Source organism: Nitratireductor sp. XY-223 (assembly GCF_004959855.1).
Lineage (GTDB): Bacteria > Pseudomonadota > Alphaproteobacteria > Rhizobiales > Rhizobiaceae > Hoeflea_A.
The window spans coordinates 64,525-85,102 of sequence record NZ_SPNT01000001.1 but is presented as its reverse complement, the minus strand read 5'-3'; the positions used below and the strand labels follow the sequence as shown (position 1 = coordinate 85,102).

Genomic DNA, 20,578 nt, shown 5'->3' with positions numbered 1-20,578 from the left:
CTCACCGCAGCTTGAGCGTAGCAAGGCCGAGCATGGCAAGACCGACGGCGATGATCCAGAAGCGGATCACCACCTGGCTCTCGGTCCAGCCGAGGCGCTCGAAGTGGTGATGGATCGGCGCCATGAGGAAGACGCGTTTTCCGGTGAGCTTGAACGACGCGACCTGGATGATGACCGACAGCGCCTCGGCCACGAACAGGCCGCCGATGATGATCATGACCAGTTCGTGCTTGGTGGCGACGGCCACGGTGCCGACGAGGCCGCCGAGCGCCAGCGATCCGGTGTCGCCCATGAAGATGGCGGCGGGCGGCGCGTTGAACCAAAGAAAACCAAGCCCCGCGCCGATCACCGCGCCGAGGACGACGGAGAGTTCGCCCGTGCCCGGAACGAAATTGATCTGCAGGTAATTGGCAAAAAGCGCGTTGCCCGCAAGATAGGCAATCACGCCGAAGGACGCAGCGGCAATCATGATCGGCACGATGGCAAGCCCGTCGAGGCCGTCCGTCAGGTTGACCGCGTTGCCCGCGCCGACCACCACGAATGCGCCGAACGCGATGTAGAACCAGCCGAGATCGACGACGAAATCCTTGAAGAACGGAAAGGCGAGCGAGGAGCCGAAATTCGCGCCATTGCCACCGCCGGCCGCCAGGGACGCGATCATGATGGCGTAGACCGCCAACCCGGCGATAATGAACTCGACAAGCAGGCGCATCTTGCCCGACATGCCGCGATGCGTCTGCTGGGTCACCTTGAGATAGTCGTCGTAAAACCCGATCGCGCCGAAGCCCAGCGCCACGAGCAGGGTCGTGACGATGTAGATGTTGGAAAGGTCCGCCCAAAGGACCGAACTGACGATGATGCCGGTCAGGATCATCAATCCGCCCATGGTGGGCGTGCCGGCCTTCTTGAAGTGGGTTTGCGGCCCGTCCGCGCGAATCGGCTGTCCGCGCCCCTGGCGCACCGAAAGCGAGGCGATGATTCGCGGCCCGAACAGAAAGACGATCATCGCGGAGGTCAGGGTGGCAGCGCCGGTCCGAAACGTTATGTATCTGAAAAGATTGAAGATCTGAAATTGATCGGATAGTTCGACGAGCCAGATGAGCATTAGGCGGATACCCCCTCGCGCATTGTTTGTCCCGCTCCGCTGTCGGACACAGCCGGATACTTGTCAACCAAGGCCGAGACGAGCCGGGAAAATCCGATCCCGTTGGACGATTTGATCAGCACGACATCGCCCGGCCTCACCGTCTCCAGCAGAACCGGCTGCAGCGCCTCGACGGTGTCGAAATGCCGGTGTGTGGGTGTGTCGCCGAGTGAATCGTTAAGGGCAGCCATCTCCGGACCGCCGAGCAGTACCAGGTCGATTCCGGCTTCCTCAAGGGGCGCCTGCAACCCGACATGCAGCTTTTTCGAGAAGGATCCGAGTTCCAGCATGTCGCCGAGCACCGCGATGCGCCGCCCGCCCGCCGCGACCGGCGTGTCGCGCAGCAATGCGATGCCGGCACGCATCGATGCCGGATTGGCGTTGTAGCTGTCGTCGATGACCGTGAGTGCGCCGCCGCCCATCTGCAGCACATGGCGCGTGCCGCGGCCCTTCGATGGCGCAAGGTCCGCCAGGGACTTCACCGCCACCCTCAGATCGGCGCCGGCCAGCTTGGCGGCGCCGGCCACTGCCAAAGCGTTCTGCACGATATGCCGCCCCGGAACGCCGACCGACACCGAAATCTTCTCGCCAAGGACATTGAACTCGGCAGTCGAACCGTTTTCCTGCGGCTGCCAGTTCAACAGCCTGATGTCGGCCTGCCTGTGCTGACCGAATGCGTGGATATTGGCAATGTCCAGCGCTGCCGCCGTCTTCTTGAGCTGGGCGAATTTCTCGCTGTCGCGGTTCAGCAGGACATGGCCGCCCGACCCAACGCCCTCGAATATCTCGGCCTTGGCGGCGGCGATTTCCGACAGGTTTTTGAAGTGACCGAGATGCGCCGCGGCGATTGCGGTGACGATGGCGATATGCGGTCGCACCAACTTGACCAGCGGACGGATCTCGTCGGCGTGGTTCATGCCGATCTCGAATACGCCGTACGCCGTGTCCCTCGGCATGCGCGCCAGGGTCAGCGGCACGCCCCAGTGATTGTTGAAAGACGCCACGGAGGCGTGGACATTGCCCTGTGCGGACAGCACGTGCCGCAGCATTTCCTTGGTCGTCGTCTTGCCGACCGACCCGGTCACCGCGATGATCCGCGCCTTGGTTCTGGCCCGCGCCGCGACGCCCAGCCGGGCCATTGCCTCAAGGACATCGTCGACGACGATCATCGGCGCCTGCACGCGTCCGAGCGCGGGAAGCCTGGACTCCGAAACCACCAGCAGCGCCGCACCGTTCGCCACGGCGGAACTGGTGAAGTCATGGCCGTCGAAGCGATCGCCCTTGATGGCGAAAAAGGCCTCGCCCTGCCCGATCGAGCGGCTGTCGATGGATATGCCGTCAATGCCCTCCGGAAGGTTGCCGACGGGGCGGCCGCTCATGGCATCGATCATGTCGGCGGTCGTCCAAAGCCGGTCCCGCGGCGATTGCCTGGCGATCGCCTTGCGGATCTCCTCGTGGTCGGAGAACGGCAACACCGTATCGCCTACGGTCTGGCCCTCTTCGTGCCCCTTGCCGGCAACCACCAGCGTATCGCCTTCGGCAACCATCGCCACGGCATCGGCGATCGCCTGGGCGCGGTCGCCGATCTCCAGCGCGCCGGGCGCCTCCGCCAGGATTTCGGCACGGATGCTGCCCGCATCCTCGCTGCGTGGATTGTCGTCGGTCACGATCACCATGTCGGCAAGCCGTGTCGCGATCTCGCCCATGATCGGCCGCTTGCCGCGGTCCCGGTCGCCGCCGCAGCCGAACACCACGACGACACGCCCGGTGGTAAAGGGCCGCACGGACTGCAATACCTGCTCCAGCGCCTCGGGCTTGTGGGCATAGTCCACATAGGCCGGAACGCCCCTTTGCGTGGTGCCGACCAGCTCGAGCCGCCCGGACGCGCCGTGCAGGTGCTCAAGTGCGGCGATCGCCGCCCCGGCGGCCACGCCTGTCGCGATCGCCAGGCCTGCGGCCACCAGTGCGTTGGAAAGCTGGAAATCCCCCGCCAGCGGCAGGGTAACCTGGTAGATGGCGCCGCCGTGATGGATTTCGGCAATCTGCTGGCTGCGCTGGTGCTCGACCCGCTTGAGCGTCAGGAATTCACCGTTGCGGCCGACGGTCAGCACCTCCAGCCCGCGCGCCTTGGCCCGTTCGATCGCCCGTCCGGACCAGGCATCGTCGGCAAAGATGACAGCCGGTGCGCCGGGCCGCAGGAGCGCCTCGAACAGGCGCATCTTGGCGGCAAAGTAGTCCTCCATGCTCGCATGGTAGTCGAGGTGGTCGCGGCCGAGATTGGTGAACGCCCCGGCGCTGAGCCGCACCCCGTCCAGCCGGTGCTGGTCGAGACCGTGGCTGGACGCTTCCATGGAGCAATGGGTGATGCCCTCGCCGTCAAGATCGGAAAGCAGCCGGTGGAGGACCACCGGATCGGGCGTCGTCAACTGACCGTATTGCTTGCGCGTCGGCGTTTCCACGCCCGTCGTGCCGATCATGGCCGCCGGCATGCCCGCCCGCTCCCAGATCTGCCGGGTGAAAGAGGCGACGGACGTCTTTCCGGCGGTTCCGGTCACCGCCACCATGGTCTGCGGCTGCGCGCCGAAAAATCGCGCCGCGGCCTTGGCCAGGAACAGGCGCGGATCGGCGACACGGATGACCGGCACGCCCGGATCGTCGAACTCGCTTTGTGCCGAGGCGACGGCCGCCACGGCGCCGTTCTGCGCCGCATCGGCAATGAATTGCGCACCGTCCTGCGACTGGCCGGCAATCGCCACGAAGAGATAACCCGGTCGAATGTCCCGGCTGTCGGCCGAAAGGCCTGCGATCTCCAATTGGGTCAGGTCCGCCGGGATAGTGGCGAGGTCCGCCGCCAGTTCATTCAGCTTCATCTTTCGGTGCCAACGTTCCCTTGACTTGCGGAACTTCCGGGAAATCGGAAGTCCGTAGAATTAAACGTGCTTATGTCAGACTCAATATGACACAAGCAAGGCGGCATCGCCTTCACCGAATGACGGCCGGACGCCGAGAAGCGCCGCCGAGCGCCGGATGATCGCCTTGACCGTCGGTGCGGCATTCAGGCCCGCGGTCGCTGATTTCTGTCCCTCCGCCGGTTTCGGTTCGTCGATGATCACCAGCACCACGAATTGGGGGTTTTCGATCGGAAAGGCGGAAAGGAAGGCGTTGAACCGCACGTCCGACGAATAGCGGCCGTTGACCACCTTTTCCGCCGTGCCGGTCTTGCCGCCCACCCGGAAACCGGGGACCTCGGCGCGCCTGCCGGAACCCTTCTCGACATTCAGCCGCATGAGATAGCGCATCGCGGCACTCGTTTCCGGCCTGATGACCTGGCGGGCGACGGTCTGCGCCTCGGCTTCGCTGCGCGGCAGGAAGGTCGGCGGGATCAGGAGACCGCCATTGAGCATGGCCGCTGCCGACATCGCCGTCTGCAGCGGCGTTGTCGCGACACCGTGGCCGAAGGAGATGGTGATCGAGTTGATCTTCTTCCAGACCTTCGGCTGGCTCGGCTTGGTCACCTCCGGAAGCTCGGTCTGCATGCGCGTCAGCAGGCCGATGCGCGTCAGGAAGTCCCGCTGCCGCTCGATTCCGACCACGTCGGCCATCCGGGCCGTGCCGATATTGGAGGAATAGATGAAGATCTCCGGGACCGTCAGCACCCGGTGCTTGCCGTGAAAATCGCTGATCGTGTGGCCGGCGATGCGGATCGGACGCCGCGCATCGAAACTGTCTTCCATGGTCACCAGGCCGGAATCCAGCGCCATGGCCGTCGTGAACGCCTTGAAGGTCGAACCCATCTCGTAGGTTCCTGCGGACATGCGATTGAGCCGGTCCTTTTCGAGCGCCTGTGCCGGAAGGTTCGGGTCGTAGTCGGGCAGGGACGACATCGCCAGGACTTCGCCGGTCTTGGCGTTGAGCACGACGGCGCCGGCGGCGATCGCCTGATAGCGCTGCATCGCGGCCGCAAGCTCGTCTCGGACGATGTGCTGCACGCGCAGATCGACCGACAGGCGCACCGGTTCCAGTTGCTGCTCGATGGTCAGGCCGGCGGCGGCCAGGTCCGCAAGACCCTGCCCGTCGACATATTTCTCCATCCCGGCAATGCCCTTGTTGTCGATATTGACATGGCCGACGATATGCGAGGCGGTCGGGCCGCCCGGATAGAAGCGCCGCTTTTCCGGGCGGAAGCCGACGCCCGGAATGCCGAGCGCCAGGATTTCGCTCTGCTGCTTGGGCGTCAGTTGCCGGCGCAGCCACTGGAACTGCGATTGCGACCTCAGCTTGCGGTACACGGTGCGGGCATCGAGCTCGGGCAGGACGGTGGCAAGGGCTTCGATCACCTCGTCGGGATCGGTAATCTTGTGCGGCTGGGCATAAAGCGAGACCGTTCGGATATCCGTCGCCAGAACCTTGCCGTTGCGGTCCAGGAGGTCCGGCCGCGAGGCAAGCAGCTCGCTGCCGCGGGCGATGCTCGCTACGGTGGCGAGGTCACGAAAACCGTACTGGACCAGCCGTCCGGCGATCACGGCATAGACCACGCACACGCCGATCATCACCAGAATGATGCGGTTGCGTGTCTGGTGGCCGGACGATTTTCGGGCGCCGTCGACGACGATCGCGGCGCCCGATGCGGATCTGGGAACGCCCATCCGCCGTCGCAATCGCTGCCTTGTGCGCTTGAGGAGACGGTTCATTGCGCAACCGATCCTGTCACGGTGTTGGAATCGGGGGCGTCGGCCAGCATCTCGCGCACGGGCTCGGGCAGGTCGCGCACGCGCGCGGGCAGCTCTTCGGGAAGCACCATCTGGTGCGGCTCGGTGATTTCCAGCCCGAGCTCCTCCCGGTGGGCGTCCACCAGCTCCTGCAGGCGCCCCGGCTGAACGAGGAGGCTCCAGTCTGCGCGCAGAAGATCGATCGTGTCTTCCTCGAGTCGGATTTCGGCTTCCAGGCGCTTGATTTCCGCGAGCTGTTCCTCGGCCCGGTACTTTACGTGAAATGTCAGCACGGCCGCTGCCGCCATCACGCCGATAATGATGAAGTCGATGGTCCGCAGCACCGCAGTCAGTCTCCTGTGGAAGTGACGGCCGGCAGGTCCGGCAGTCCGAATAGCGAATAATCGGCGGATCGCGCCGCCGCCGCGGTGCGCCGTCCGGCCCGCAGCTTGGCCGAGCGCGCACGGGGATTTCTCGCCGCTTCCTCTTCGCTCGCCGCGACAACAGGCTTGCCGACAGGCTCGAAGGTGGCGGGTTCCGCGACGGCTGCCGGCAGGTGCCTGGACGCGCCGCCGCCCTTGCCGAACCGGTCCTGGAAGAAGCGCTTGACGATCCTGTCTTCAAGCGAATGGAAGGTCACGACGGCAAGGCGGCCGCCGGGCTTCAGGGCGCACTCGGCGGCAAAGAGCGCCGCCGCGAGTTCCGCCAGTTCTTCGTTGACGAAAATCCTCAGCGCTTGGAAAACCCGGGTCGCCGGGTGAATCTTGTCGCGCGCCCTGCGCGGCTTGACCGCTTCGATCAGCGCGGCGAGGTCCCGGGTCGAGGAGAAACGCTCCTCCTTGCGCCGCGCATCGATGGCGCGGGCGATACGGCCGGCCTGCTTTTCCTCGCCCAGCAGTCCGAAAACGCGGGTCAGGTCGGAGACCTTCAATGTGTTGACGACATCGGCCGCACTGGCGCCGCTTTCCGACATGCGCATGTCGAGCGGACCGTCCTTCTGGAAGGAAAAGCCTCTTTCGGCCTCGTCGATCTGCATGGACGAAACGCCGATATCGAGCACCACGGCGTCGAGACCGCCGTCGGGCGCATGGTCAGCGAGCCCGCTGAAACGTGCTTCGATCAATTCCAGCCGGCCCGGGTAAGCCGCGGCCAGGTCTTGGCCGCCGGCGATCGCATTCGGGTCGCGGTCAAGCGCAATGACCTTCGCGCCCTTGTCCAGAATGGCCCTTGTATAGCCGCCGGCGCCGAATGTTCCGTCGAGGACGACCTGTCCGCGCTCCGGCTGCAGCGCGGACAGGACCTCGTTAAGGAGAACCGGGATGTGGCGCACAGGTCCGCCACCGGCGTCATGGTCCATGCCGCCAGAGTGCGCTGTCATCCCGCCTCTCCTTGACCGGCGCGAGGCTGTACCCCCGCCATGCGCCGGCTCAGGGCTTCCTGTCGTTTTTCCTCGTATCGAACAGGATCCCACAACTGAAAATGGTCCGACCGGCCGACAAAGGTCACCTGGTCGGAAATGCCCGTGTAGTCGCGTATGAAGTCGCTCACCATCAGACGGCCCTCGCCGTCCAGCTTCAGGAACACGCCGCCCCCGTGAATGAGCAGCGACATGTCGTTGGCATCGACGGAGAACGGGTCGCCCTCGTCGATCTGCCGCTCGTAGCGGTCGAGCAGGTCCGGTCCGCCGACCGTCACTGCCGGATAGATGAAGTCCTGGATGGCATAGAGTTCCTGAATGTCGAGACGCGTCAGAACGTTGCGAAACTGGGCCGGTACGGACACCCGACCCTTCGCATCGATCTTGTTCGTCGCATTCGACAGGAACCGGTTCATAACGCAAAACCGCCGTTTCCAGGCCTGAAGACCATAACATGCCGCCTCCGGAGATTTCTGACCGCAAGCTGCGCGGGCTGACCGGCGCCGCGTTGCAACGCCTGGACCGGACCCGCTGTCGGGCTACGCCTGAACACCCCTCTCTCAGTCCGTTTGGGATATCATGGGATGATTTGGGCGTCAATGGGACAAGCCTGTTCAAAACTGGTTTCACGGACCCCACAAAACCGCCCTTATGGTTAATGAATCGCTAATTTTCAGGGGATTGCACCAACGCTTAGGCGGATTCGCTTAGCCGGCAATTCGAACTGATTCGTTGTCTATGTATCGGGAAGAAAGGTGCCAGCCGGCCTGTAAGCCGGGTTCTGTACCGCGCACCAAGGCGGCGGCGACAGCCATTCCTCTGGGACAGGACTTGCACCCTGCCTCTAGCGACCTACCCGGATGACCTGCCCGGAAACGGGGTGGGGCTTGCGCCCCGCGTCATCCCTATTCGGTCTTGCTCCCGGTGGGGTTTGCCGTGCCGTTCCTGTTGCCAGGAACGCGGTGGGCTCTTACCCCACCCTTTCACCCTTACCCCGCCGGTATTCGGGTCCGGCAACAGCGGGACCGGAATACTGGCGGGGCGGTTTGCTTTCTGTGGCACTTTCCCTGGGGTCACCCCCGCCGGACGTTATCCGGCACCGTGTTTCCGTGAAGCCCGGACTTTCCTCACCCCGCGCCTTTCGGCCTTTGCGGAGCGCGGCTGTCCGGCCGGCTGGCAGCTTCTGATAGCGAAGATGGGCACGAATTGCCAGTAAATCCAGCAATTTGGGAGTACAGCTTTACCACCCGATTTTGCGGCCCGATGAACGCCCGCCTATCGCAATAATTGCATCGCGCATATTCGCTGCCCCTGATCCGTGCTTAAATGCCGGCGATTCCCCCGTCTCCTCCTTCCAGTTCGCTGACCCGAGCCGCCATGTCGATATCCGATTTCGTGTACCGCCGCATCGAGACCCTCGTCCGCCCGCTGGACATTCCCTTTGAGCCCCTGCCGGCGCGCGGCCCGTTCGCGCTCGTCCTGCATTTCGCGAGCATGTTTCGCGGCGTCCTGGCGGCCATCGTCATCTTCAGCGTCATGGTCGAGAGCATCAATCTCGCGGTGATCTGGGGTATTTCGGTCATCGTTGACGGGGTGGCCCAAAAGGGTGCGGCGCTGTTTCTGCAGGAGGACTGGCCCCTGCTCGTCGTTCTTGGCTTTCTGTTCTGCCCGCTGCTGCCGCTTTTCATTTTCCTTGCCAACGCACTGCGCTCGCAGGTCGTCTCCGTATGCATGCCCGCCGCCATGCTGTGGCAGGGCCACCAGGCCGTCGAGCACCAGGACCTCGCCTTCTTCCACGATCTTTATGCCGGCCAGATCGCGGCGCGCATTTCGCAGGTGGCCTTGGCGGTCCAGCAGCAGATCGTCGTCGCCTTCCAGAGCGTCCCGCACTTCTTCGTCCAGTTTGTCGGCGCGCTTATATTGCTGGCCGCGCTCTCCTGGGCATTGGCGATCCCGGTTCTTATCTGGATCGTTGCCAACGTCGTCATTGCCGTGAAGGCGGTGCCGCACTTTTCCGAACGCGCCCGCCGGTCCGCAAAGGCGCGCAGCCTCGTCGTCGGCGCCATGACCGATCTCTACGGCAACATCCAGATGGTGAAGCTGTTCGCCGCCGAAGACAGCGAGGCGGGTGCCCTGCGCTCCATCATGGGCAAGGCCATTGACACCCAGCAGAAGGAAGGGCGCATCTTCCTGACGACGGACAGCTACGTCATCCTTCTCAACGTTTTCCTGGTGTTCAGCAACATGGCCATCGGGCTTTGGGGCCTGGTCGACGGCTTCGTCACGATCGGCCAGTTCGCCGCATCGATCGCGGTCGTCCAGCGGCTCTCGGGCAACGCGCGTGCGTTCCTGCAGATGGGGCAGCAGATTTTTCAGGCCGTGGGCACCATCCGCGACGCCATGCCCGTGGTGACAACGCCGCCGACCATCACCGACGCGCCCGATGCCGCAAGGCTGAACGTGACGGACGGCGCGGTCGCGTTCAGCCATGTCCGCTTCGCCTACCAACATAGTCAGAAGGTAATCCACGACCTGTCCCTTACGGTTCATGCCGGCGAGAAGGTCGGCCTGGTCGGGGTTTCCGGGGCGGGAAAATCCACGCTGGTCAGCCTGCTCTTGAGGTTCTTCGAACTGAAGGACGGAGCGATCTCCATCGACGGCCAGGACATCCGCAGCGTCACCCAGGAAAGCCTGCGCGACAGCATCGGCGTCGTCACCCAGGACGTCTCGCTGCTGCACCGATCGGTCGGCGACAATATCCGCTACGGCCGGCCCGGCGCATCGCAGGAGGAGATGGAACACGCGGCATCGATGGCCGAAGCCGACCGTTTCATCGCCGATCTGAAGGACAGCGAGGGGCGCACCGGCTACGGGGCCTTCGTCGGAGACCGCGGGGTGAAGCTCTCCGGCGGACAGCGCCAGCGCATCGCCATCGCCCGCGTCCTCTTGAAGGACGCGCCGATACTCGTGCTCGACGAGGCGACCTCGGCGCTGGACAGCGATGCCGAGGCAGCGGTGCAGGACAAGCTGGCGCTGCTGATGGAGGGCAAGACGGTGATAGCCATTGCCCACCGCCTGTCGACGATTTCCAGCATGGACAGGATCGTGGTGCTGGACGATGGCCGTATCGTCGAGGAGGGAACCCCGGCGGAGCTTCTGGATCGCGGCGGCATCTACGCCCGGCTCTGGCAGCGGCAGACCGGAGGCTATATCGCCGACGCCATCGACTAGAGCAATACTGAGTTAGGTTGGAACATGTGACGGTGGAAAATCGGTCCGATTGGCTTAACCAGGCCGCCTTAGACCTGCAGCGAGCATTCCGTTTGCCCTCGACTCCGACCCCCGGCGCGCGGCCTTATGGTTTTCTGGCAACAAGCGTAACAAAGGGCTGGTGACCATAAAGCGCTCCAGCGCTTTCGCGGCGCTTGTATTCGGCTGCCAAGGCGTCTGCGAGCTCCTGACCAATCAAGCCGCTTTTGACCATATGCATGCTGGCCATACCAACCCAGGTCATTCCACCCATGCCCGCCGTGATGGTCCGGCTCGTGATGCGGAATTGCTCAACTGTTAGTCCGGCAGCCTTCACCAGCCCACGCAATTTGCCTGTGAGAAATTTGTCGGTAACAAAATGCTCCGCGAAATATTTTGCGCAGGCATCGAGTGGGTCGGCCAGTGCATTGGCGAGGGAAGTCTTCTCAAAGTCGGCATCACATACGGCCAGACGCCCGCCGTGTTTCAATATCCTGAACGCCTCGTTCAGAAGAACAGCCGGTTCAACGACATGGCTGAGAACGGTGTGCATCACAACATTGTCCACCGAGCCGTCCTCGAAGCGCAGAGCTGCTCCGTCACCAGTCTCAAACTTCAAGTTAGATGCGCCATCCGCCAATTTGCGCGCCGCTTCGACCAGACCGGCAGACGGCTCTGACGCAATAACCTGACCATTGACGGCACGCGTGGCTATTCTTCGTGCAATAGCGCCTGTACCCGCGCCTATTTCCACGTGCAGTCCGCCATCTATAAAGTCGAGTTCGTCCAAATATCGTTCAACGATTTCAACCATCACCGGCTCGCCGGCACGAGTTTCCAGGGCGCCAACGACCGTTTCAATAAACTCCGCGCCACCCGCTTCCACATTTTGAAATGGATCCGTCATAAGAAACTCCGCTTGTCGTGGCCCACCGGTCTTGTGGGCGAGTTTCCGCAATTGTGCCTCGACACCGATAGGTTAGCAGATGCCCCGCACATTTCCATGGACACCAAGTGAACCGTTTGCCTCCTGGTTACCATTCAAAACAGTTGTTGAATATCAACTCCGGGCTCTCTTCAGACGATAGCCTGCGGAGTGCAAGGTGCAGTTCTGAAGCGGATGCCAACATTGGGCGCAGACTTGTCGGCGTGATTCAAGTTTCCTGAAAAGGAGGCGTTCTTGGCGCGCTATACCCTCACGGATGCCGCTGGCTTGCGCGTATCCCAGACCCAGGTCTCTACACCGATAGCTATTTCACCGTAGCTGAAATGCCAATATTACGAAAAATCGTATTTCCCAGTGAATAGAGACGGTTTGTATTTGCGAACCGTATGACGCTTAGTTAGGTTTCCAGTTCCACGAAGTACAAAAGGGAGAAATAGTTCATGGCAGGTAAATTTGAGCTTTACAAGGACAAGGCTGGCGAGTTCCGTTTTCGCCTCAAGGCGGGAAACGGCCAGATCATCCTGGCGAGTGAAGGCTACAAGCAGCGCGCCAGCGCCGAGAACGGCATCGAGTCGGTCCGCAAGAATTCCGCCGAAGATGCGCGCTTCGATCGCACGGAGACAAAAGGCGGCAAGCACCGCTTCAATCTCAAGGCGACCAACGGTCAGGTCATCGGCACCAGCGAGTCCTACGAGAGCGCCTCGTCACGCGATAACGGCATCGCGTCCGTCAAGAAGAACGCACCCGGCGCCAAGCTCGAAGACCTGACCTGATCCATCATTGCCGAGTCCCGTTGGGCTTCAATCCCAACGCGGTCCGGCGCACCGGAGAAAACTGCCTGCGGCCGTTCCGTTACCGGACAGAACGGCTTGTTTGATCGCGGCATCTGGATGCCGAAGGCGGATGTCAGATATCCCGCTGGACCTTGATGAGCAAATCCACGCAGGACTGCCGCACGAAGTATTTCAGATCGTCGGTACCGACAGCCGACTTTGCATCCCGGGGATTGTACTTGCCCAATTCCTTCAGGTGTTTGCGCAAGTTCAGGTTCATGCGGATCCATTTGATCCAACCGGGTTTGTACCGCACGGTATGAGCGCAAATCGTGTTGTTGGAACCTGGCGCGTAGACGCGGGCCGTCATGATAACTTCCGGCCGCCAGACCAGCGGAACGCTGAACTGGTGGGCGTATAACAGCTGGAAACAACCCAGATCATAGTCGGAAACGGTGATATCAATCGCCAGGTCATCGGCATTGGCCGAGCCCCTTTGCGACAGATTCGGCAACGACAGTATTTCCAGCAATGAATGCTCAATCAGCTCAGCAGCGGATTCGCTGTTCGGCATCCAGATCGAAGAAATTCCCTTCTTCAGGCTGGGACTCGAGGCCACGGTTACACTGCCGAGAAAGAGCGAGCGCCCGGCTTCTTTCCTCCGTTTCCAAAACATCGGCCCTCACCTGTGCTGCTTTGCGCACCACTACATATAGTGACTGAGGGTACGAATTACCCGGAGGATCCGGACGGCCTGACCTGAACGACAAGCGTTCAAGGACCGGTTACAATGACCTCGCGGTGCCGGAGGCGTATCAACGGACAGATCATGGGAGGACCTCATGGACAAGGATCGGATTGGAACGTTCGCCAACACCGTCTATCGCGACATGGCCGGCGCAATGGCCATTGGCATGGGCTATCTGGGACTCAAGTCGGGCCTGTTTGACGCCATGAAGGACGGCGCTCCGGTCAGCGCCCCGGATTTGTCGAAAAAGACCGGACTCACGCCCCGATATGTCGAGGAATGGCTGAACGGCATGACGGCGGCCGGCTGGCTGGAACACGACGAGGCGGCCGGCACTTTCTCGATGCCGGCCGAACATGGATTCCTTCTGGCTTCGGAGGGAACGGATCACTACATGGGCGGGCTTTTTCTGGCCGGCCCGTCCCTGTTGTCGCAGGCACCGGAGGTGGCGCGGGCATTTCGCGAAGGGGGCGGCGTGCATTTCGGGGCATTCGACGATGACTGGATCGAAGCGCTCGACCTGATGAATGGCGGAGCTTACAGGCACCGGCTGGCAAGTTATTGGCTGAAACAGTTGCCTGAGATCGACCAGCGGCTTGCCGAGGGCGGAAAGGCGCTGGATATCGGCTGCGGCGTCGGCAAGGTCTCCCTCGCCCTCGCCGAGGCGTACCCGAATGCGCACATCACGGGGTTCGACCCGGATAGCAATTCGATCGCCAGGGCGCGCAAAACCGCGGCCGAGGCCGGAACGGATCGGGTGACGTTCATCGAAGGCTTGATCGCGGATCTGGAGCCGGATCCGGTCTTTGATTTTGCCGGCATGTTCGACTGTCTGCATGATCTGGCCGAACCGGAGGCGACCCTGGTCGAAATACGCAGCCGCATGGCCCCCGGCGGTGCGCTGATGGTGATGGAGCCCCGCGCCGCTGACAGGCTTGCCGACAATGCAAACCCGCTTGGCACGGTCTATTACGGCTTCAGCCTGTTCCACTGCATGACCCAGTCGCTGGCCCAGGGAGGCCCCGGTCTGGGAACATGCATGGGTCCGGAAAAGACAACGTCCCTCCTCCGCGACGCGGGATTTTCAGAGGTCAGCGAACTGCCGATCAAGAGCCAGACGAACATGTTTTTCGTGGCGCGAGCGTAGCGTCCGTCAAAGGCCCAAAGCCGTTGCCCCGATCGCTGGCACTAGGTCCCCGCCGGCAGATAGGCCAGGAAGAAGTCGATCTGGTTCTGGCCCATCACCTTGCGGACCGTCTTTTCGTCCATGCCGAGATCGAGCAGCGCATCGGTGATCAGCGCCATCTGCGACGCATCGATCTTTGTGGTGACGGCGCCGTCGAAATCGGAGCCGAGTGCGACGTGGTCGGGGCCGACCAGCGACACCGCCGCCTGCAATGCCCTGGCGATCCCTTCCGGCGAATAGTCGCATATCGCCGCATCCCAGTAGCCGATACCGATCAGCCCGCCCTTTTGCGCGATTTCAACCATCAGGTCGTCTGCGATATTGCGGTGTGTATCGCAATGGCCGCGAATGCCGGTATGGCTGACGATCAGCGGACGGGCGGTGATCTCCAGCGTCTCGCGCACGACATTCTCGGAGGAGTGCGAAACATCGATCATGATGCCCGCCTCTTCCATCTTCTTCACCGACTGCCGGCCGAATTCCGTCAGGCCCTTCTTGCCGGAGCCGTGCAGCGATCCGCCCAGCGCATTGTCGAAGAAATGCTGCAGGCTCATCATCCGGAAGCCCGCATCATAGAGCCGGCCGATATTGTCGAGGTTCCTTGAGAGCGCGTGCGAGCCCTCGGTTCCCAGCAGCCCGCCGACCACCTGCTCGCCGTTTGCGCGCCGCGACAGCAGCGAATTCAGATCGTCCCTGTTCTTGATGATGACCAGGCGGTCGGGCGCACGGTCGGCGAATCCGTGCAGTTTCTCGGCCTGGTACAGCGCCCGCTCGGTCAGGTTCTGCCAGGTGCGCGGCGGCCACATCTGGGCAAGCGCCAGCAGCGTGATGTTGTCCGAGGCCTCGGCACTGTTTTCTTCGTAGTTCTGGCCCTTTGGCGACTTGGTGACGGTCGTGAAGACTTGTAGCGCCACATTGCCCTCGACCATGCGCGGAATGTCGACATGGCCGCGGTCGGACCGCTTGAGAAGGTCACGCTTCCACAGGAGCGAATCGGCGTGCAAATCAGCAACGGTCAGCGTCTGATGCAGCGCCGCCGCGCGCTCCGACACGTCTCGCGCCGCATGGCCTTCGACGCCATTGCGCCCGTTTTCCACGATGGACGGCACGATGAAATGCAAGGCCGCGCCGCCGGCAACGATGAGCGCCAGCGGAACGATCCAGAACAGATGGCGTTTTCTCAAGACAATCCCTCCCCTCGAATTGCCATGTGTCTAGCAACTCGCGAAGCTCCTTCCAAGGACTGTCTTGAGACGCCTTGGGGATGAATCAGCCCAGGATATTGCGCACTTTCTTGCAGTAGCGCGAGGACACCGGATTCATCCGCTTGGCACCGTGACCGGCATTGTAGCGAAGGATCGTGCCGCAGGTGTCGCCGCCACTCAGCTTGTGCGCCTTGCCGAGATACTTCATGCCGTATTTGATGTTGGTTTCGGGGTCGTAGAGGCCCTTGCTCGAACCGCGATAACCCATGAGCCGCGCCGTCGCCGGCTTGATCTGCATCAGGCCGATCTCGCCGGCCCGGCCGCGCGCCTTCGGATTGAAATTGCTTTCGACCTTGACCACCGCATGTGCCAGCGAGGACGGCACGCCGTGCTTGCGTGCGTAGCTGTTGATCAGCCGGGAGAATTTCGGGTGCTTCTGGACAGCCGGGTCGGCCGGTTTGAAGATGGACGATGTGATGGTGCTGAAATCGACCTTGATTTTGGTCCGTTCTTCTTCTTCCGCATTTGCCGCAGTCGAGAGGGAAACCAAACCGGCGCAAAGAAGCGCGCGGAAAAAGGCTCCTGTTCTTGTCATTCTTTTTCACTCCAAACGAAAGTGTTGTTTGATCCAAACAAAAGACCGCCTACGCAGTACCGATGGCGGCCGGTCAAATCCGGGAGAGTCCTAGAGATCAATTTTGGTGAATGGTGGCGGCGCCGTAACGTTCCGTTACAGCGTGTAACGATCGCCGTTGTTGCGCTGCACTATTCAGCGTGCCTACTGGCTTTCAGGCAGCGCTGAGAGCAGCCTGTGAAGTGTCTCAATGGTCGAGACATCGGCAACACCATCAACCCTTGCGGGTCGGAAATGGCGTTGGAAGGCGCGTATGTTCGCCTCCAGGACTTCGTCGAATGAACCTGTTATTTCAACGCCGTAACCGTATGTGGCCAGCATCGCCTGGAGCGCTTCGACCGGCTGGCCCTGGTCGCCCCTTTGCAGGAATCTGCCGCCGGTGGCCGTCGACGGTTCGACCCAGTGGCCGATGCCGGACTCAAAAAGTGATTGCCAGGGGAATTTTTCCCCGGGGTCCTCTTTGCGCTGCGGTGCAATATCGCTGTGCGCCACCACTCTTCGTGGCACGATTGCCCACCTTTCGACACATTTTCGACACAATTCGATGACCGCGGCGATCTGTTCCGGCGGGAAATCGGGGTAATCGCCCTGATGTCCGGGATTGGCGATCTCGATTCCGATGGAACGCGAATTGAGATCCTGCTGCTGGCCCTGCCATGAGCTCACCCCCGCGTGCCAGGCGCGCTTGTGCTCGGGCACCATCTGCACGATCCGCCCGTCCTCGTAGACGAAGTAGTGCGCCGAGACCTTCGATCGCTCCGTGCACAGCCAGTCGAGCGCTTCGTCGGCAACGTCCATGCCGGTGTAGTGCAGCACCAGCATGTCGGCCGGGCCGCCGACCCGCTCGTCGATATTGGGAGACAGGCGGAGCTCGGCTCCGGCAAATTCGGACCGCTCGAGCATCATGCCACCCTCTTTTCCTTCTCGATTTCCGCAAAGGCGGTGTTCAGCGCCGCCATGCGGCTGTTGGCGATGGCAAGGAACTCCTCGGGAACGCCCCGCGCCATCAGCCGGTCCGGGTGCGCCTCGGCGACCAGCCGTCGGTAGTGCTTCTTGATCTCCTCGAGCGGCGTGTCGCGCGACAGGCCGAGCACGGCATAGGGATCGTGTGTCGTCTCGTAGGTGTGCCGGGCAATGATCTGCTCGAAGCTCGCCTCGCTGATCCGGAAGATCTCGGCGATCCGCGCCAGGAAATTGCGCTCCTTTTCGTGCAGTACACCGTCGGCCTTGGCGATGTGGAACAGCCCGTCGAGTATGTCCTCGAGAAACAGCCCCTCGTTGCGGTCGGGGCCGCACAGATCGGCCATCTTGGCGGCGTAGGACTCGAAGCCCGCGACATCCTGCTTGGCCAGGTTATAGAGCCGCGAGACGTTTCGAGCCTCCTTGTCGGGGATCTCGAAGATCTCCTGGAAGGCAACCACCTCGTCCGGCGTCACGATGCCATCGGCCTTGGCCATTTTCGCTGATAGCGCGATCATGGCGACCGAAAACGCCACCCGGCGGCGGGTTTCCGGGTCGCCCTCGAAAACCGTGCGAACCGCCTCGATGACTCCCGATATGGCACCGGTGGTGGCAATGCTGACGAATTGGCCGAGTCTTGCAAATATGGACATGACGAGTCTTTACGCGATTTACCCCGTTAATGCGAGAATGGGCCGGCAACTATAAAGCGTTCGCCCACATGCAAAATTACGCACCGTAACACCGCTTCCGCTGTGACAATAACCACAGACGCAGACGGCAATGGTTCGCACTTGTGCGAAGTTGGTGATAGCGACAGGACGCGTCAGCCGATCAAGTTCAATTCGGGCAACAAACAGGTTGTCGCCGCATTGAGATTCGAGGAACGGAAATGACCCTACTGCACATGTCCGTCAACGCAGGCGATCCCGAGCGCGTCGCCGCTTTCCTGGCGCGGCTCCTCGGCGGTGAAGCCCTGCCCTTCCCGCCCTTTCCGGACTGCTGGATCGCCTTTGCCGGTGCCGATGACGGCACAGCGATCGAGGTCTACCCGCTGACCCACCGGCTGGTCGCCGGCGCCGGGCAGGTGGAATGCCGCGTGCAGGAGGCGGAGGGCGCGCCGACCTTTGCGCATATCGCCCTGGCCACGGATCTACCGGCACGGGGCGTGCTTGCGCTCGCCGGCGACCATGGCTGGACGGCCAGGCGATGCGACCGGGGACCGTTTCACTGTATCGAGGTCTGGATCGAGGATCGGCTGCTCATCGAGGTGCTCGACCCGGACATGCGCGCCGCGTACCGCGCCGGCATGACCGTGCGGAACTGGCGCGCCATGTTCGGGATGGACCGGCCCTGACGGCGTTGGCGCCGTCAGGAGACCTGCTGGCTGCCCGTCGCCGGCCGAAGGTCGTGAAGCATCACCGGCAAGGACCGTATTCGCTTGCCGGACAGGACGAACAGCGCGTTGGCGACGGCCGGCGCGACCGGCGGCGTGCCGGGCTCGCCGGCGCCGCCGGTCTTTTCGCCGCTGTTGATGATATGGACCTCGATTTCAGGCGCCTCGGCCATGTGCACCATCTCGTAGTCGTGGAAATTCGACTGCTCGACACGGCCGCCGTCAATGGTGATGTTGCCGTAAAGCGCTGCGGTCAGCCCGTATATGATGCCGCTTTGTATCTGCGCTTCCACCGCATCCGGATTGACGGCCGTGCCGACGTCGACGGCTGCAGTCACCCGGTGCACGCGGACGGTGCCGTCCTCCGACAATGAGACTTCTGCGACCTGCGCGACAATCGAGCCGAAGGACTGTTCAAGCGCAATGCCCCGGGCCCGGTCGGCCGGAAGCGGATCGCCCCAGCCGGCCTTCTCGGCCGCGGTCTCCAGCACCTTCCGGTGGCGCGGCTGGCCCTGCAGAAGCGCCCGCCGATACGCGAACGGATCCATGCCGGCCTTGTGGGCCAGTTCGTCGACGAAGCTCTCGTTGAAGAAGCTGTGCTGCGTGTGTCCGACACTGCGCCACGGCCCGAGCCGGATCGGCTGCGACATCGAGACCTTGCGGATGCTCTGGTTCGCGATCCCGTACGGAATGTCCGGCGCTTCTTCCGGCTCGTCCTGGCCGACATTGATATAGAGGTTCGACCAGGCCGACGGCAGGCCGTCACCACCGAGAACGGCCTCGAAGCGGTTGGCGACGGCCGGGCGATAGTGGTCGTGCTGGATGTCTTCTTCGCGCGACCATATGAGCTTCACCGGTCGGTCCAGTTGATTCGCGATTCTTGCCGCCTGCGGGACGAAATCATCGCGGCCGCGGCGGCCGAAGCCCCCGCCGAGAAACTGATTGTGGACCGTGACTTTGTCCGGGCTCAACCCGATGGCGTCCGCGGCAAAAGTGCGCGCGGCAAGCGGGTTCTGCGACCCGGTCCAGATTTCGCATTTGCCGTCTTTGACAACGGCGGTGCAGTTCATCGGCTCCATGCATGCATGCGCCAGGAACGGAACGCGATACTCCGAGCGAACGACATCGGCGGCGCCTGAAATGACGCCGGCGGCATCGCCGGATTCGAAATGAGCAGAACTGTCGTTTTTGTCCAACGCATCCGCATAGGACGCGAAAATCGAATCGGAGGTCGCGTTTCCGTCCGGTCCGCCGTCAAACGTCACATCGAGTGCCTCAAGCGCCGTTTTCGCGCGCCAGTATTTGTCGGCCACGACGGCAACAGCGTCGTCCAGGTTCACGACCTTTATGACGCCGGGCATCCCGGCGACGGATCCCTCGTCGATGGACGCCACCGTCCCGCCGAAGGCCGGCGCATGCCTGATCGCCGCATAGACCATGTCCGGCAATTCGACGTCGATGCCGAAAACCGCGGTGCCGTCGACCTTCGCCGGGATGTCGCGGCGCGGTTGCGAAGTGCCGATCAGCTTGAACTCGGACCGCTCCTTTTGCCGCGGGTTCAGCGGCGGCTCAAGACGGGCGGCTTCGCTCGACAGTTCGCCGAAGGTGGCCGACTTGTTGCCGTGGGACACGATGCTGTCCGACACATTGATTGCGGACGGATCGACGTCCCAGCGCTCCGCCGCGGCCTGAACCAGCATGGCGCGGGCCGAGGCGCCCGCCCGGCGCATGCCATATTCGCCGGTCAGCCGGATGGACAGGCTGCCGCCGGTAATCTGCAGGTCCATGGACTTGGCAAGGTTGAAGAACGCGAACTCGACCATCGGCTTGGCAAAGGCCGGAATGGAGGTGTCGCCCAGCACATAACCGCGCCCAAGGCCCGTGTTGGCGAATTCCGGCAAAGCTGGCGCTTCCACGAATTTGACGAGGTCCCAGTCGGCGTCCATTTCGTCGGCCAGCATCATGGCCAGCGCCGTGTTCGCACCCTGCCCCATTTCAGAGTGCGGGGTGATCACGGTGATCCGGTTGTCGGGGCTGATTTTCACCCAGGTGTTGAGCAGGACCTCGTCTTCCTCCAGGACACTGGCTGATCCGATCTTGAGACGATTGGGCGACAGCGTAAGACCCAGGACAAGGCCGCCGCCGACGAGCGCGCCGGTGGCCAGCAATCCGCGGCGGGTTATCTTTCCGATGGAAGCCATTTCGATCTCC

The 20,578-nt window shown here is 62.6% G+C and carries 17 protein-coding genes and 1 other RNA gene; 4 read left to right on the top strand and 14 right to left on the bottom strand.

What is annotated here, in order from left to right:
• Position 1 precedes the first annotated feature (1 nt).
• The 7 genes from mraY to rnpB all read right to left on the bottom strand — a co-directional run bounded on the left by mraY (position 2) and on the right by rnpB (position 8,447).
• The gene (gene mraY, locus E4M07_RS00375; protein ID WP_136656304.1) at positions 2 to 1,105 is read right to left on the bottom strand and encodes a phospho-N-acetylmuramoyl-pentapeptide-transferase; all 1,104 of its coding nucleotides are present in this window, start codon (positions 1,103 to 1,105) and stop codon (positions 2 to 4) included.
• Positions 1,105 to 4,014 (bottom strand): UDP-N-acetylmuramoyl-L-alanyl-D-glutamate--2,6-diaminopimelate ligase, encoded by a 2,910-nt coding sequence (locus E4M07_RS00370; RefSeq protein WP_136656303.1) that lies wholly within the window; start codon positions 4,012 to 4,014, stop codon positions 1,105 to 1,107. Before E4M07_RS00370 ends, mraY begins: the two co-directional genes overlap by 1 nt.
• Before the next feature lie 81 nt (positions 4,015 to 4,095).
• Positions 4,096 to 5,790 carry a penicillin-binding protein 2 gene (locus E4M07_RS00365; RefSeq protein ID WP_246660373.1) on the bottom strand — a complete coding sequence of 565 codons (1,695 nt, stop codon included), beginning with the start codon at positions 5,788 to 5,790 and terminating at the stop codon, positions 4,096 to 4,098.
• Positions 5,791 to 5,831: 41 nt separating this feature from the next.
• A complete protein-coding gene (locus E4M07_RS00360; RefSeq protein WP_136656301.1) occupies positions 5,832 to 6,197 on the bottom strand; it encodes a hypothetical protein in 366 nt (121 codons plus the stop codon).
• A 5-nt stretch (positions 6,198 to 6,202) separates the two neighbouring features.
• Positions 6,203 to 7,231: a 16S rRNA (cytosine(1402)-N(4))-methyltransferase RsmH gene (gene rsmH / locus E4M07_RS00355; RefSeq protein WP_136656300.1), complete on the bottom strand. Its 1,029-nt coding sequence runs from the start codon at positions 7,229 to 7,231 to the stop codon at positions 6,203 to 6,205.
• Positions 7,228 to 7,686: a division/cell wall cluster transcriptional repressor MraZ gene (gene mraZ / locus E4M07_RS00350; protein ID WP_136656299.1), complete on the bottom strand. Its 459-nt coding sequence runs from the start codon at positions 7,684 to 7,686 to the stop codon at positions 7,228 to 7,230. The genes rsmH and mraZ overlap by 4 nt, the downstream gene beginning before the upstream one ends.
• A gap of 338 nt (positions 7,687 to 8,024) precedes the next feature.
• Positions 8,025 to 8,447: RNase P RNA component class A (gene rnpB / locus E4M07_RS00345), an RNA gene on the bottom strand.
• 200 nt (positions 8,448 to 8,647) lie between these two features.
• Here rnpB and E4M07_RS00340 point away from each other — a divergent pair.
• Positions 8,648 to 10,501: an ABC transporter ATP-binding protein gene (locus E4M07_RS00340; protein WP_136656298.1), complete on the top strand. Its 1,854-nt coding sequence runs from the start codon at positions 8,648 to 8,650 to the stop codon at positions 10,499 to 10,501.
• A 124-nt stretch (positions 10,502 to 10,625) separates the two neighbouring features.
• Here the strand turns inward: E4M07_RS00340 and E4M07_RS00335 are convergent, their stop codons facing one another.
• The gene (locus tag E4M07_RS00335) at positions 10,626 to 11,426 is read right to left on the bottom strand and encodes a methyltransferase domain-containing protein (protein WP_136656297.1); all 801 of its coding nucleotides are present in this window, start codon (positions 11,424 to 11,426) and stop codon (positions 10,626 to 10,628) included.
• 479 nt (positions 11,427 to 11,905) lie between these two features.
• Here E4M07_RS00335 and E4M07_RS29990 point away from each other — a divergent pair, with 479 nt between their 5' ends.
• Positions 11,906 to 12,238, top strand: a complete 333-nt coding sequence (locus tag E4M07_RS29990; protein WP_136656296.1) for a YegP family protein — start codon at positions 11,906 to 11,908, stop codon at positions 12,236 to 12,238.
• A gap of 133 nt (positions 12,239 to 12,371) precedes the next feature.
• Here the strand turns inward: E4M07_RS29990 and E4M07_RS00325 are convergent, their stop codons facing one another.
• Positions 12,372 to 12,812, bottom strand: a complete 441-nt coding sequence (locus E4M07_RS00325) for a hypothetical protein (RefSeq protein ID WP_136656295.1) — start codon at positions 12,810 to 12,812, stop codon at positions 12,372 to 12,374.
• 268 nt (positions 12,813 to 13,080) lie between these two features.
• On the opposite strand from E4M07_RS00325, the gene E4M07_RS00320 reads away from it, so the two are divergent.
• Positions 13,081 to 14,133 (top strand): class I SAM-dependent methyltransferase, encoded by a 1,053-nt coding sequence (locus E4M07_RS00320; RefSeq protein ID WP_136656294.1) that lies wholly within the window; start codon positions 13,081 to 13,083, stop codon positions 14,131 to 14,133.
• A gap of 41 nt (positions 14,134 to 14,174) precedes the next feature.
• Here E4M07_RS00320 and E4M07_RS00315 read toward each other — a convergent pair whose 3' ends face one another.
• From E4M07_RS00315 to E4M07_RS00300, 4 genes are all read right to left on the bottom strand, one after another.
• A complete protein-coding gene (locus E4M07_RS00315) occupies positions 14,175 to 15,356 on the bottom strand; it encodes a membrane dipeptidase (RefSeq protein ID WP_136656293.1) in 1,182 nt (393 codons plus the stop codon).
• Positions 15,357 to 15,441: 85 nt separating this feature from the next.
• Positions 15,442 to 15,972 (bottom strand): lytic transglycosylase domain-containing protein, encoded by a 531-nt coding sequence (locus E4M07_RS00310; RefSeq protein WP_136656292.1) that lies wholly within the window; start codon positions 15,970 to 15,972, stop codon positions 15,442 to 15,444.
• A 183-nt stretch (positions 15,973 to 16,155) separates the two neighbouring features.
• Complete coding sequence (locus E4M07_RS00305) at positions 16,156 to 16,917, bottom strand: N-acetylmuramoyl-L-alanine amidase (RefSeq protein ID WP_136656291.1); 762 nt, start codon at positions 16,915 to 16,917, stop codon at positions 16,156 to 16,158.
• Complete coding sequence (locus E4M07_RS00300; RefSeq protein WP_136656290.1) at positions 16,914 to 17,624, bottom strand: DnaJ family molecular chaperone; 711 nt, start codon at positions 17,622 to 17,624, stop codon at positions 16,914 to 16,916. Before E4M07_RS00300 ends, E4M07_RS00305 begins: the two co-directional genes overlap by 4 nt.
• Before the next feature lie 239 nt (positions 17,625 to 17,863).
• On the opposite strand from E4M07_RS00300, the gene E4M07_RS29290 reads away from it, so the two are divergent.
• The gene (locus E4M07_RS29290; protein WP_206057148.1) at positions 17,864 to 18,328 is read left to right on the top strand and encodes a hypothetical protein; all 465 of its coding nucleotides are present in this window, start codon (positions 17,864 to 17,866) and stop codon (positions 18,326 to 18,328) included.
• A gap of 14 nt (positions 18,329 to 18,342) precedes the next feature.
• Here the strand turns inward: E4M07_RS29290 and E4M07_RS00290 are convergent, their stop codons facing one another.
• Positions 18,343 to 20,568, bottom strand: a complete 2,226-nt coding sequence (locus tag E4M07_RS00290; RefSeq protein WP_206057147.1) for a xanthine dehydrogenase family protein molybdopterin-binding subunit — start codon at positions 20,566 to 20,568, stop codon at positions 18,343 to 18,345.
• Positions 20,569 to 20,578 lie beyond the last annotated feature (10 nt).